Origin of the sequence: Massilia frigida (assembly GCF_011682175.1) — a bacterium.
Lineage (GTDB): Bacteria > Pseudomonadota > Gammaproteobacteria > Burkholderiales > Burkholderiaceae_D > Telluria_A > Telluria_A frigida.
The window spans coordinates 1-12,223 of sequence record NZ_WHJG01000042.1 but is presented as its reverse complement, the minus strand read 5'-3'; the positions used below and the strand labels follow the sequence as shown (position 1 = coordinate 12,223).

General features: G+C 66.6%; 15 protein-coding genes and 1 pseudogene. 3 read left to right on the top strand and 13 right to left on the bottom strand.

Annotation, left to right across the window (positions count from 1 at the left end; all coding sequences use genetic code 11):
* Positions 1-11 precede the first annotated feature (11 nt).
* The 12 genes from F2P44_RS28135 to F2P44_RS28080 all read right to left on the bottom strand — a co-directional run bounded on the left by F2P44_RS28135 (position 12) and on the right by F2P44_RS28080 (position 9,619).
* Positions 12-1,019 (bottom strand): type II secretion system F family protein, encoded by a 1,008-nt coding sequence (locus F2P44_RS28135; protein ID WP_167092024.1) that lies wholly within the window; start codon positions 1,017-1,019, stop codon positions 12-14.
* Positions 1,020-1,028: 9 nt separating this feature from the next.
* Positions 1,029-2,375: a TadA family conjugal transfer-associated ATPase gene (locus tag F2P44_RS28130; RefSeq protein WP_167092021.1), complete on the bottom strand. Its 1,347-nt coding sequence runs from the start codon at positions 2,373-2,375 to the stop codon at positions 1,029-1,031.
* Positions 2,362-3,558, bottom strand: coding sequence for a CpaE/TadZ family protein (locus F2P44_RS28125; protein ID WP_167092018.1), 1,197 nt, complete (start codon positions 3,556-3,558; stop codon positions 2,362-2,364). The genes F2P44_RS28130 and F2P44_RS28125 overlap by 14 nt, the downstream gene beginning before the upstream one ends.
* A gap of 22 nt (positions 3,559-3,580) precedes the next feature.
* Positions 3,581-4,024, bottom strand: coding sequence for a TadE family protein (locus tag F2P44_RS28120; protein ID WP_167092015.1), 444 nt, complete (start codon positions 4,022-4,024; stop codon positions 3,581-3,583).
* Positions 4,021-4,458 carry a TadE/TadG family type IV pilus assembly protein gene (locus F2P44_RS28115; RefSeq protein ID WP_167092012.1) on the bottom strand — a complete coding sequence of 146 codons (438 nt, stop codon included), beginning with the start codon at positions 4,456-4,458 and terminating at the stop codon, positions 4,021-4,023. The genes F2P44_RS28120 and F2P44_RS28115 overlap by 4 nt, the downstream gene beginning before the upstream one ends.
* A gap of 5 nt (positions 4,459-4,463) precedes the next feature.
* The gene (locus F2P44_RS28110; RefSeq protein WP_229423796.1) at positions 4,464-5,759 is read right to left on the bottom strand and encodes a Tad domain-containing protein; all 1,296 of its coding nucleotides are present in this window, start codon (positions 5,757-5,759) and stop codon (positions 4,464-4,466) included.
* A 59-nt stretch (positions 5,760-5,818) separates the two neighbouring features.
* Positions 5,819-6,022 carry a Flp family type IVb pilin gene (locus tag F2P44_RS28105; RefSeq protein ID WP_167092009.1) on the bottom strand — a complete coding sequence of 68 codons (204 nt, stop codon included), beginning with the start codon at positions 6,020-6,022 and terminating at the stop codon, positions 5,819-5,821.
* Between the two features lie 47 nt (positions 6,023-6,069).
* Positions 6,070-6,273, bottom strand: a complete 204-nt coding sequence (locus F2P44_RS28100; protein ID WP_167092006.1) for a Flp family type IVb pilin — start codon at positions 6,271-6,273, stop codon at positions 6,070-6,072.
* Positions 6,274-6,368: 95 nt separating this feature from the next.
* Positions 6,369-6,641 (bottom strand): hypothetical protein, encoded by a 273-nt coding sequence (locus F2P44_RS28095; RefSeq protein WP_167092003.1) that lies wholly within the window; start codon positions 6,639-6,641, stop codon positions 6,369-6,371.
* Between the two features lie 10 nt (positions 6,642-6,651).
* On the bottom strand, positions 6,652-8,151 hold the full coding sequence (locus F2P44_RS28090; RefSeq protein WP_167092000.1) for a type II and III secretion system protein family protein: 1,500 nt from the start codon (positions 8,149-8,151) through the stop codon (positions 6,652-6,654).
* 21 nt (positions 8,152-8,172) lie between these two features.
* Entirely contained in the window at positions 8,173-9,015 is an 843-nt protein-coding gene (cpaB, locus tag F2P44_RS28085) for a Flp pilus assembly protein CpaB (protein WP_167091997.1), read from the bottom strand.
* A gap of 19 nt (positions 9,016-9,034) precedes the next feature.
* On the bottom strand, positions 9,035-9,619 hold the full coding sequence (locus tag F2P44_RS28080) for an A24 family peptidase (RefSeq protein ID WP_167091994.1): 585 nt from the start codon (positions 9,617-9,619) through the stop codon (positions 9,035-9,037).
* Between the two features lie 436 nt (positions 9,620-10,055).
* On the opposite strand from F2P44_RS28080, the pseudogene bla reads away from it, so the two are divergent.
* A pseudogene (gene bla, locus F2P44_RS28075) lies at positions 10,056-10,832 on the top strand (subclass B3 metallo-beta-lactamase); the annotation flags it as partial.
* A complete protein-coding gene (locus tag F2P44_RS28070) occupies positions 10,829-11,131 on the top strand; it encodes a hypothetical protein (RefSeq protein ID WP_167091991.1) in 303 nt (100 codons plus the stop codon). The pseudogene bla and the gene F2P44_RS28070, both read left to right, overlap by 4 nt.
* Positions 11,132-11,375: 244 nt before the next feature.
* Here the strand turns inward: F2P44_RS28070 and F2P44_RS28065 are convergent, their stop codons facing one another.
* A complete protein-coding gene (locus F2P44_RS28065) occupies positions 11,376-11,915 on the bottom strand; it encodes a hypothetical protein (protein WP_167091988.1) in 540 nt (179 codons plus the stop codon).
* Positions 11,916-12,142: 227 nt separating this feature from the next.
* On the opposite strand from F2P44_RS28065, the gene F2P44_RS36685 reads away from it, so the two are divergent.
* On the top strand, positions 12,143-12,223 hold an 81-nt coding region (locus F2P44_RS36685), incomplete at its 3' end, for an IS4/Tn5 family transposase DNA-binding protein (protein WP_223165115.1).

Here is a 12,223-nt window from a genome sequence, read left to right as displayed (position 1 = left end):
ATGATCCCCTTTCAGATACGGATACGAATGATGCGACGCAGCAGCAGGATGCCGAATGCCATCGACACCAGCATGCCGCGCACCAGGCCCTGGCCCAGCGGATCGGTCCACAAAGGCGCCATGAACTCCGGGTTGAACACGCTCATCAAGCCACCGATGGCGAACGGCAGCAGCGACAGCAGCCAGGCCGACATGCGGCCCTCGGCCGAGAGCACGCGCACATGCCAGAACAGCTTGAGGCGCTGGCGGATCAGGCGGCTCAGATTGGCCAGCACCTCGGTCAGGTTGCCGCCCGAATCGCGCTGGATCAGCACCGCCACCACGAAGTAGCGCAAGTCGGTGATCGGCGCGCGCACGCTCAGGTTGCCCAGCGCCTGTTCGAGCGACACGCCGAAGTTGATCTCGTCGTGCACCATCCGGAATTCGCTGGCGATCGGCTCGGCCATCTCGTCGCCGATCATTTGCAGGCCGGACCCGAAGGCGTGGCCGGCGCGCAGGGCGCGTGCCAGCAGGTCCAGCGCGTCGGGCAACTGCTGTTCCAGCTTGGCCAGGCGGCGCCGGCGGCGGCGCTGCACGTACGCCAGCGGCAGCCAGGCCAGGGTGGCGCCGGCCAGCGCGCCCAGCACGAACGGCTGGTGCAGCAGCGCCGTCACCAGCAGGAAGCTGGCCGCCCCGAATGCCGCGCAGGCCAGCAGCAGCTTGGAGACGGTCCAGTCCAGGTTCGCCTGCAGCAGGTAGCGGTCGAGCTGGTGGGCGCGCGGCAGGCGCAGCAACAGGCGCTGGAACAGCGGCAGCTCGCTCATCATGCGCTCGCGCAGCAGGTGCGACTGGGCCGAACTGTCGCCAGCGGCGGACAGGGCCTTGAGGCGCTGCTCGATCTTCTTCGCCTGCGGTCCCTGGTAGGTCTTCCACATCAGGTACAGCCCCTCGAACAGCAGCACCACCGCGATGAAGACCAGCACCGACAGCAGCGGCGAAACGGCCGCGCCGGCGTCGATCCGATTGACGTGACTGAGCATGATGGCCTCCTACTGGTAGCGGCGGGTGCTGTCGAACATGGCGTCCGGCAGGGTCACGCCGAAGGCGCGCAAGCGCTCGCTGAACTTGGGACGCACGCCGCTGGCCTGGAAATACCCTTCGACCGCGCCATCGGCGGCCACGCCGGTCTGGCGGAACGCGAAGATCTCCTGCATGGTGATGATGTCGCCCTCCATCCCGGTGATCTCCTGGATGCTGGTGATCTTGCGCCGTCCGTCGATCAGGCGCAGGCCCTGGATCACCACCGTGATGGCCGAGGCGATCTGCTGGCGCGCCGCCCTGTGCGGCAAATTCAGGTTGGCCATGCCGATCATGTTTTCCAGGCGCGCGAGGGCGTCGCGCGGGTTGTTGGCGTGGATCGTGGTGAGCGAGCCGTCGTGGCCCGTGTTCATCGCCTGCAGCATGTCGACCGCCTCGGCGCCGCGCACCTCGCCGATGATGATCCGGTCGGGGCGCATGCGCAGCGCATTGCGCACCAGCGCGCGCTGCGTGATTTCACCCTTGCCTTCGATGTTGGCCGGACGCGTTTCCATGCGCACCACGTGTGGCTGCTGCAGCTGCAGTTCGGCCGCGTCTTCGATGGTGACGATGCGTTCGGCCGGTGGAATGAAGCCCGACAGGATGTTGAGCAGGGTGGTCTTGCCGGCCCCGGTGCCGCCGGCGATGATCATGTTCACCTTGGACTTGCACAGCCCTTCGAGCACGGTCGCCATGTCCGGCGTGAGGCTGTGCAAGTCGTTGATCAGGTTCTCCATCCTGAGCGGAATGTGGGCGAAGCGTCGGATCGACATCATCGGGCCGTCCAGCGCCACCGGCGCGATCACGGCGTTGACGCGCGAGCCGTCCGGCAGGCGCGCATCGACCATGGGACTCGATTCGTCGATGCGCCGTCCCACCAGCGAGACGATCTTGTCGATGATGCGCAGCAGGTGCTTTTCGTCGGTGAAGCGCACCGTGCTCAGCTCCAGCTTGCCCTTGCGTTCGACGAAAATCCGGTTGTAGCTGTTGACCAGGATGTCGGACACGGTCGGATCGGCCATCAGCAATTCCAGCGGGCCGAAGCCGAGCATTTCGTGCTGGATGTCGCGGATCAGGGAGCGCCGCTCGGACTCGTTGATGGCGGCCTGCTCCTCGTCGAGCAGGCGTTCGGCCATCACCGCGATTTCGCCGCGCAGCAGGGGACCTGGCAGCGCTTCGAGCGCGGCCAGGTCGAACTTGTCGAGCAGCTTCAGGTGAATGCGGCTCTTGATGGCGTGGTAGTCATCGCTGGCGCCGGGCGTGGCCACGCGCAGGTCGGCCTGGCTGTCGACCGCGTTGAGTTGTTCACGGAAGGACATGGGATTCTCCAGAGTGGCGTCCGAGCAGGCGGCCGAACAGGCGCGCCGGCGCGCCGTCGCGCGCTGCATGGGCGGCCTGCGGACGCGTCATGAGCGCCTCGGCCAGGCCGGCCAGGCCATGCAGCACCGGATTGGCACGCGCGCTGGCCGTCAGCGGCTCGCCATGGTCGATCGCCGCCGTCACCTGCCGGTACGAATTGGGTACCGTGTGCAGCGCGAACTTGCCCAGCGCCCGCTCGATCTCGGCCACGCCGATCGGTCCCTTGCGCTCGAAGCGGTTGATGATCAGCTCGATCTTGTCGGCGCTGTAATCGAGCGACTTGAAAATGGCCAGCATCTTCTTGGCGTTGCGGAGCGAGCTCAGGCCCGCTTGCAGTACCGGATAGATACGGTAGGCGCGGTCGAGCGCCTTGATGCTCAGGGTGGTGACGGGGCGGCCGAGGTCGAGCACCACGTAGTCGTAGTGCCGCACCGCCAGCGCCAGCACCGCATCCACATGCGCGGCGCTGATCTCGACCGCCTGGGCATGGTCGTCGGGCGCGGCCAGGATGCTGAAATTGGGCGCCACCTTGACCGTGCTGGCGGCCAGGAAGGAGGCGTCGAGGCGCCCGATGGCGCGCGCCACGTCGGCCAGGGTCGAGGCGGGCCGGCCATCGTGGACGAAGGCCAGCGCATCGCCGAACTGCAGGTTCAGGTCGACCAGCAGCACGGAACGGGTTTGCGCCAGCTGGCAGGCCAGGCTGGTGGCGAGGAAGGTAGCGCCGCTGCCGCCCTTGCAGGCGATGAAGGCGAGCACCTTGCCTTCGCTCTGCGCCTGGGCGCCGCGCAGCTTGGCGCCGATGCGCGCCAGCGCCGCCTCCAGGTCGGCTTGCGCCAGCGGCGCCGGCAGCACTTCGCGCACGCCGGCGCGCATGGCGTTGATCAGGAAGTCGGGCGTGCAGATGGCGCACAGCAGCACCACGGCGATGTGCGGATGGCGGCTGGTGAGCGTGGCGACGGCGGCCAGGCCGGCGCTGTCGGCGCAGCCGTCGACCAGCATCAGGTCGGGCTGCTCGCGCCCGGCCAGCGCCAGCAGGTCGCCGGCGCCGCCCACGGCGGGCTGCACCGCGTGTGCGCCGGCCGCTAGCTGCTGGCCGATGTCGTCGAGGCGGAGTTTGTCGGGCGATACGATGGCGATTTTCATGGCAGGTTCCTTGTTTGCGTTTTTATTGGCAGATCAGCGCGTTATTCGGATCGCGCCGCATCATTTCGCGTGGCAGGTAGGTGCTGAAGGCGGGCAGCGCGCGCACCGGCATCACCGCCCCGACCACCGGCGAGAGCCAGCGGTATTGCAGGCTGGTGATGGTGACCGTTACCCCGGCGCAGCTGGCGGCGTCGCAGCCGGACGGTTCCCACGCCAGCGCCACCGCGCCGATTTCCGGCACCATCATGCGCATCTTCTGCAGCACCTGCCCCTGGTTGGCCGGGTCGGCGCACACCACCGCGTAGCGCGCCCCGGCGCGCGTGGCCTCGGTGGCCGCGTTCCAGGTAAACAGCATGCGCGCCACGTCGGTCACGCCGAGCAGGAACATGAAGAAGAGCACCAGCACGAACGCCAGTTCGATCGTTGTCGCGCCATATTGGCAGGCGCCGTTCCGCTTGGTTTTCATAGTGGGCTGCGCATCGTGGCGCTGATATCGTTGTAGGAAATGGCGGTGAACCTGGCGCCGAACATATTGGCCACCATGGGCCGGAACTGGTAGCCCGTCACCCGGATCGTGACGGTGTTCATCAGCGGATCGCTGCCGGCCGTTTGCCAGGTCGGCGCCGGCACGTTGGCCGCCGTCAGCGCCGGGTCGAGCAGGAGGCCGCTGCCGGCCACGTTCCCGTACAGGATCAGGTTGCGCGCCTCGGCCGCATGGGTGCCGGGCGTTTGCATGGACAGGTAGCGCACCGCATTGCGCACCGTCTTGGTGGTGGTGTTGTAGCGGTAGACGGCGCGTCCGAGTTCGGCGCACATCAGCGACAGGATCAGCAGCAGCGGCAGCACGAACGCGAATTCGACCAGCGCCACGCCTTGTTGATGGTGTTGACGGTGTCTCATGGCGCTCACCTCACCAGTACCGGTACCAGCGGCCCGGCCGCGCCGCCGGGCGTGCCGCCCGGTGCGCAGGGCGATGCCGCGACCCCGGCCAGGCCGCGATACTCCAGCCTGGCCGAATCGTTCGGGCCACTGAGCGGATGGAGCATGAACATGCATACGAAGTCGGTCACCTGGGACGCGCCATTGATCACCGGGACGATCACCAGGCGCCGGCTGGTGCCGTACTGGCGGTGTTCGCCGGCGGCGCCGGGCGCGGCCAGCTTCTGGAAACTGTTCAGCCGGTTGCTGTCGCCGAAGGCGATCAGCGATCCGGTCTTGATGTTGGTGCCGGTGTCGGCCAGCGAGGCATATGCGGCGCGCTTGGTGATGTAATTTTGCGCGCTGGCGTGCGAGCCGGCCGCCGGCGTGCCGGCAAAGGCGTTCTGCGGCACTGCATTTTTCCAGTTGGCGGCGGTGTATGAGTAACCGCTCTGGTCGGGATGGTTCAGACTGGGGGAGTCGCTGTTCTTGTAGACCCCGAAGCGGTAGTTCCAAGGCCGGTCCACGCTGGTCTGCGCGCCCGGCGTGCCGAGGGTGTCGCCCAGGCGCGTGCCGCAGCGTCCTCCCTCGGCCAGTTCGGCGGCCGTTTCGCTGGCGTTGTTGCTGCCATCGAGGTTGTACCAGCCCATTTCGCCGGCCGAAGCCGCCGCGCCGCCCTTGTCGAACACGACCGCCCATTCGCCGACCGCGAAACCGTAGTCGTTGGCGGCCGTGCCGCCGGCCCTGGCCTTGAGCGCCACCGGGATCGGGCAGGTGCTCTGGGCGCTGCCGCGCGTGGCGACCGCGCTGGCCAGCACCGCGCGCGTGGCCGGATTGGCCGTGCCGTTGCCGCTGAAGGCGCCCATGGCGTGCAGCAGCCACATTCGCACGCCGCTCTGGGTGTGCTGGCACTGCGCATAGCGTGCGCTGGCGGGAGCGCTGGTGGGCATGTAAAGCTGGTCCCGGAAGCTGATGCCGGCCTCGGGTAGCTGGCCCTTGCCGTCCCAGTTGGCCGACTGCAGGTTGACCCGGTTCAGGTTGGCCGCGGTGGTGCCGGCGCGGCGCGCCCGCGCCAGCGCGCTGGCCTGGCCGTCGAGCTCCTGGGCGGCGGCCAGGGCGCAGCTGTCCATGGCCGTTTGCAGTTCGGTCTTGACGATGAACAGGCGGCCCAGGTCGAAGGCGATGGCGACGAACCCCAGCAGGAAGAACAGCAGGAAGCAGACCGTCAGGATCACCGCGCCGTGCTGGCGCTGGCGAACCATGTGTCGATTGTGCGGGATCATGGTTTTCATCCAAAAAAAAATGACGGGCCGCGGGGTGCCGCGGTCCGTCGGCTGGTGGGTCAGGCGCAGGCCCCGCCGGTCAGGCAGGCTTCGACGCGGGCGATGAAGCCGGAAAAGCTGGTGCCGGTCAGGTTGCGCAGCGCGACCACCAGGATGATCGAGACGACCGCGATGATCAGCGCGTATTCGACTACCTGGGCGCCTTCGTCGTCGCGCAGGAAGGAACCGATGTTGCGGCGTGCGGTGGTGAGCAGGGCGTTCATGGTGTGGACCTTTCAGTTGAGATGGGAAGAGGGGAGTGCTGGTGCGATCAGGCGCAGGCGCCGCCGGTCAGGCAGGTGCCGACACGGGTGATGAAGCCGGAAAAGCTGGTGCCGGTGAGGTTACGCAGCGCCACCACCAGGATGATCGAGACGACTGCGATGATCAGCGCGTATTCGACGACCTGGGCGCCTTCGTCGTCGCGGGCGAAGGATTGGACCGACTGGCTTATCGTTGTCAAAAAAGTGTTCATTTGGCTTACCTTTCTTGTGGATGGATGGGCAAACATGCCCGCCCCTGCGGGCGGGGTACTGCGCCGGCACTGGCCCGTGGCCCGTGCCGGATGCTTCACCGGGCGGCGGGGCCGCCGGCGTTGATGACGGTAATGACCGGCGGCGGCGCCTTGAAGCTGTCCTGGTAGCGCAGCATGGCGTCGCGCGCGGCCTGGCCGTCGATCCCGGCGGCCGCGTCGCTGGCGGCAGCGGCCTGCGGGTTGATGGTCATGGCGCTGCGCGCCTGGCGCACGGCGTCGCCGAAGCGCGCGTCGTAGCGCGGTGCCGTGGCGCAGCCGGCCAGCATGGCCAGCATGGGCAGCACGGCGCGGTAGATCGTCTGGTTCATGGCGCTCTCCTTATTTGTTGGTTGCGGGGGCGGTCTTGCCCTCGGTCCGGCCCATGAAAATCAGGTCGGCGCGGCTGGCCGCCACGTGGTTGTCGGTCGGCGCCGCCAGTCCCGTGGCCGGTTTGACCAGGCGTGGCGTGACGATGAAAATCAGTTCGGTCTGGTCTTTCTGGAATTCGGTCGAGCGAAACAGCGCGCCCAGTACCGGGATGTCGCCCAGGCCGGGAAAACGGGACAGGGTTTCGGTCACGTTGTTGCGGATCAGGCCGGCGATGGCGAAGCTTTGGCCATCGCCCAGCTGCACCGTGGTGTCGACCCGGCGCGTGGTGATCGACGGCAGCACCGAGGTCACGCCGCCGTTGGTGGTGAAGGGCGAGCCGGTCTGGGCCAGTTCCGACACTTCCGACACCAGCTTGAGGTTGATGCGGGCCCCGCCCAGTACCGTCGGCGAGAACTTGAGCCCGATCCCGAATTCCTTCTCTTCCAGGGTGACGGTGGTGCCGCCGCTGTCGCGCGACTGGGCTACCGGAATGAAGATCTTGCCGCCCGACAGGAAGCTGGCCGACTGGCCGCTGATGGCCATGATGTTCGGTTCGGCCAGCACCCGCACCAGGCCATCCTTTTTCTGCGCATCGACGCCGAACAGGGTGGCGCCGCGCGCGCCCGTCGAGAGCCTGGCACCGGCGGCGGAATTGCCGCCCCTGACGGCGGCGTCGGCCACGGCGCCCAGCGCCGCGCCCGATCCCCCGTGGCTGTACTGGCCGACCAGCGCCGGCGCGCCGCCCAGGATGCCCGAGATCACGCGCGAGGTCAGGCCGTCGGCCGAGGCGAACATGCGGGCGAAGTCGACCCCGAACTTGTCGAGCAAGGTCTTGCTGACCTCGGCGATCTTCACTTCCAGCATGACTTGCTGGGGCGAGGTCACGCGCAGCAGGTTCAGCACGCGCTTGCCGCCGCCGTAGGCGCCGGCCACGCGCATCGCTTCGTCGAGCTGGCCGGCGTCGCGCACGGTGCCGGTGAGCACGATGGCGTTTTCGGCGCTCTTGACGGTGATCCCGGTTTCCTCGGGCATCAGCTCGTTCAGCTTGGCTTGCAGGGTGGCCGGGTCGATCGCCACCACGATGTCGCGCAGGGTGCACACGCCGCGCGCATCTTGCAGGATCAGGCTGGTGGCGCCGGCTTTTTTTCCGAGCAAGAACAGGTCGGTCGGGCTGAGCAGCAGCACCTCGATCTCGGCGACGCTATCAACGTCATCCGTCGCGGCGGCCGCCGGGGCCGCCGATGCGGCCTGTTTGGCATCGCGCTGGCCGCTGGCCACGATGCGCAGCGCCGGGGCCGCCAGAGGAATCACCGACGATTTACCGAGCATCACCTGCGCTACCGGTGCCACGATAACCGACTTGCATTGCTTCGTGCCCGAGGCGCCCGGCGTTGCCGCCGAGCCGGCCGGCGCGGCCACCATGCCTGCCGTGGCGACGGCCAGGGCCGCCATGCGAATGTGCTTGTTCATGATTCAGGTCTCCGTGGCTGTTCAAAAGCAATTGACTGCCAGCACGCCGTGCTGGATCACTTCCACGCACTGGGCGCGGCTGGCGAGCGGCGCGGCTGCGGCGTGGGCCGGGCGCGCCTTGCGCGGCGCTGCCGGGACAGGCACGGCCGGCGGCGCTTTCTGGTCGCCGAACAGCTCGTCCTTGGTGAAGCCGGCGCTGGCCACGGTCTTCTGGTCGACCTGGTTGCGCAGCACCAGCGACAGGGTGCCGACGCTGCGTGCCAGGTCCAGCTTCTCGGAATCTTCCAGCGACAGTTCCAGGGTGACGGCACTGACGACCTTGGGCTTGGTGTCGTCGCGGCCGGCTTCCTGCGCCACGGCCAGCACCAGCACCCGTTCGAGCACCGTCTTGCTCATCTGCTTGCCTTCCTGCTTGCCCGATTTTTCCTGCTGGGCATTGACCATCACGTCGACATAATTGCCGGGCAGGGCGAAGCCGGCCACGCCCACCACGTCGTTGACGCGCACCGTCATGGCCCGCTTGCCTTCGGCGATGACGGCCGACAATCCGCCCTGGGTGCCCTGTGGCGCCAGCTTGCCGTCGAGCATGGGTTCGCCGCGCAGGATGCCGACCTTGGCGATGCGGTCCTGCAGTTCGCCGGCGCTCTTGAACGCGCCCGGCGGCGTGGCGCCGGCCGGCCAGTCGAGGTTGGAGAGCATTTCGGCGTTGATCTTGCTGCCGGGTTCGATGTCGACGGCGGCCACCACCACTTTGTTCACGCTGGCGCCGCCCTGGCGCGCTACCCATCCTGCCGCGTAGACGGCCGCCGCCAGTCCGATGACGAGGGCGAACGCGATCAGCCCGAGTGCCTTGAGGTTTTTCATGGTGATCTCTTTCCGAGAGTCAGACGAGGTTGAACTGCTGGGCCACCAGGTAGCTGGTGGTGCCGAACGCGATGCTGATGCCGTAGGCGAGCTTGCCGACCGATGGCATGACGCCCGGCGCCAGTTGCGGCTTGCCGCAGGCAATGGCGGACCACAGCATGCCGCGCATGGCGCCGCCGGCGTTGGCCAGCATCCGTCCCATGACCCGCTTGCGCAGGCCGAAGGCGAGGGCGGCGATGCCGGCGGTGATGATGCAAAACAGCAGGGCGTACAGGGTCGCGTCAACGCCGAGGAAAGCGCCGACCATCGCCATCAGCTTGACGTCGCCGGCGCCCATCACGCCGATCGCGTACAGCGGCAGCATCGCGCCAAAACCGAGCAGCATGCCGGCCGGCGCCCAGCTCCAGCCGGCATGCCAGTAGGGCGGCACGACGCTGTTGTAGACCAGCGCGAACAGGATGCCACCGCCGGTGATCAGGTTGGGAATGCGGAAGCTGCGGTAGTCGCACACGGCGGCCGCCACCAGCAGGGCTAGCAGTACGCCGGTGCGTGGGTTGCTGACCAGCATGCCGAGCAGTTCGAAGAAGGAGGCTGTTTCGTCCATGATGACTCGCCGGTGATGTTGGGGGGGGCGATCCCGCCAGGCCTGGCGCCGTTGGCGTGATCGATGAAGTGAGTATATGTAGACGGGCTCGGCTGCGAATCGGCCGGATGTCCTGTTCCGGATGGGACGGTGCTCCTGATTTTTTGGGCTGCGGATGGGACGCGCGGACCAGGCGGCGTAGTACAAATGTCCTGCGCGTGTTCTGTTCAAGGGGCGCTGTTTAACGTGTAACATGGCGAACTTCGCATGGCGCCGAATCGCACAAGCAATCAGTGGCAACGGTCACGCCGGCGCGTTTTTTAATTGGAGACAAGCAATGGCAATCTTGCGCAAGCTGGCACTTGCGCTGGCGATCGCGGCAACAGGGATGACGGCGGCAATGGCCGGGGACGAGGACGTCAAGTGCGCCATGTGCGAGGAATAGAACCAGCCGCAGCAGCCGTTCCAGATCGTCGGCAATACGTATTATGTCGGCCCGCGCGGCTTGTCGGCGCTGCTGGTCACGAGCGACCAAGGGCATATCCTGCTCGACGGCGCGCTACCGCAGTCGGCGCCGCTGATCATCCGCAACATTGCGGCGCTCGGTTTTCGGATCGAGGATGTGAAGCTGATCGTCAACTCCCACGCCCATGACGATCATGCGGGCGGCATTGCGCAGTTGCAGCGCGCCAGTGGCGCCACCGTGGCCGCCAGCGCCCTGGCGGCGCGGGCCTTGCGCGCCGGCCTGGTCGGGCCGGACGATCCCCAGTACAAGGCCGATGGCCCGCATCGATTTCCCAAGGTGGCGCAGGTGACCGAGGTGGCCGATGGCGGCGTCCTGCGGGTGGGCGCGCTGGCCATCACCGCCCACCTCACGCCCGGCCACACGACCGGCGGCACCACGTGGTCGTGGCAATCGTGCGAGAACGGGCGCTGCCTCGATGTCGTATACGCCGACAGCCTGAACGCGATGTCGCAGGATGGCTTCCGCTTCCTGGGCAGTGCCACCGCGCCCGACCGCGCGCCATCGTTCCGGGCCAGCATCGACAAGGTCGCGGCACTCAAGTGCGACGTGATGATTGCGGTGCATCCGGGGTTTTCGGACGTCATGGAAAAGCATGCGGCCCGCACCAGCGGCAACAACCCCTTCATCGACCCGGGTGCGTGCCGTAGGTACGCGGCCGATGCGCATGAGCGGCTGGCCGACCGCCTCAAGCGCGAAGCCGCGCAATGAGGCCGCCGGCATGGATTGCGCGCATCGTCTTCATCACACTCCATCTGCTGCTCGTCGTCGGCGTCACCTTTGCCTGCGCAGGCAGCACAGGCGGGTCGTCATGGATGCGCGCGCTGCTGATCCTTCCCGCGCTGCTCAGTCTGTTGCCGCTGCCGTTTGCGGTGAGGGCGGACGTGAAGGGCCATGCCGGAAATGCGCGCACGCTGCTGCTCAGCGTCATGCTGTCGCTTCCCGTCAGCATCGTCCTGTTGCTTCTGCTTTTGCTCTTCAATCGTTTGGGCAATGCAAGCTGGCATTGAGGCGAATAGCAGTCGATGCCCGCGCGCTGATTTCCGGCGCAGGGCGAGTGCGGCCAATGTCACGTTCTGCTCGCCGCCAAATGCCATATTGACGCAGCACGGCGGATAGACCGCCCGCTTTCTGGCGGTCGTGGCGCGTGCTGTCCTTCTGATGTTTTGTGCCGGGGAGGGTCGATGATGTAAGTGATGAGCTTGTCCGTTTCCTTCAAGCGTGCGCGAATCGCAGTGCGCCGTCCGGCCTCGGTCAGGCGTCGGCCATGATGACGTCCGGCATAGGAATCGGCGGTGGATCGAGTGGTAGCCGCTGCGCTGGCGTGGCAATGGCAATGCCATGTTGGTCTTGGTAGCCACCGACCTGGGTCGAGCACAGTGTATTGGTATAGGGAGTGTACGATGCCGGGGGGAGGGCGTTCACGTTCGCCAGGTCGTCATCGATGAGTGCCGTGAGGGCCGCGTATTTTGCATTCAAGGCGACCCGATCACGCGCTTCGCCTGCGCCAACCCACTTGCCACGTTTCCGAATGATCGTTGGATTGCCTGCGAAGCCCTGAAAATGATGTTCGGCCAGGGTCGCCATGCCCGAAGTCGGCCAAGGGTCGACAATGATGGCGGTGGCGTCGGCCGCCCCCGCTTCTTTGAAGGCGGAGTAGGTGTGACCGTAGGCCGTGTTTAGGATCAACATGATCTCAAAGCTATTGTTCAGCGCCGCCCGCATCATCGTATAGGCCATTGATCCCGCCATGTCGCAATTGCCGGCGCCATATTTTTCGGCAATGCCAGCCATTAACTTTGGCTTGAGCGTGCTTGCGCTGGCGGCAAAATTGCGCGCTTCGTAGACCCTGGCGGTGCGCGGTGCAGACTTGTTAGCGGTGCGTTCAAGGTCATCACGTTATACACAACTCCGAACTCCCTGTCGCCATGACGAGAAAACCCGTTAACATTCAAGGAGTTACAGCCGCCACTTATAAACTGTAGCGAAATGGCGTTTACTCTTGCCTTTTGGACGACGACATGGGCAAGGCAGTGACGCGGTGGACCGATCATGAGTTTGCTGGGCTCGACCTTGGCGACAGTCGTCTCAACAAGAGGGCG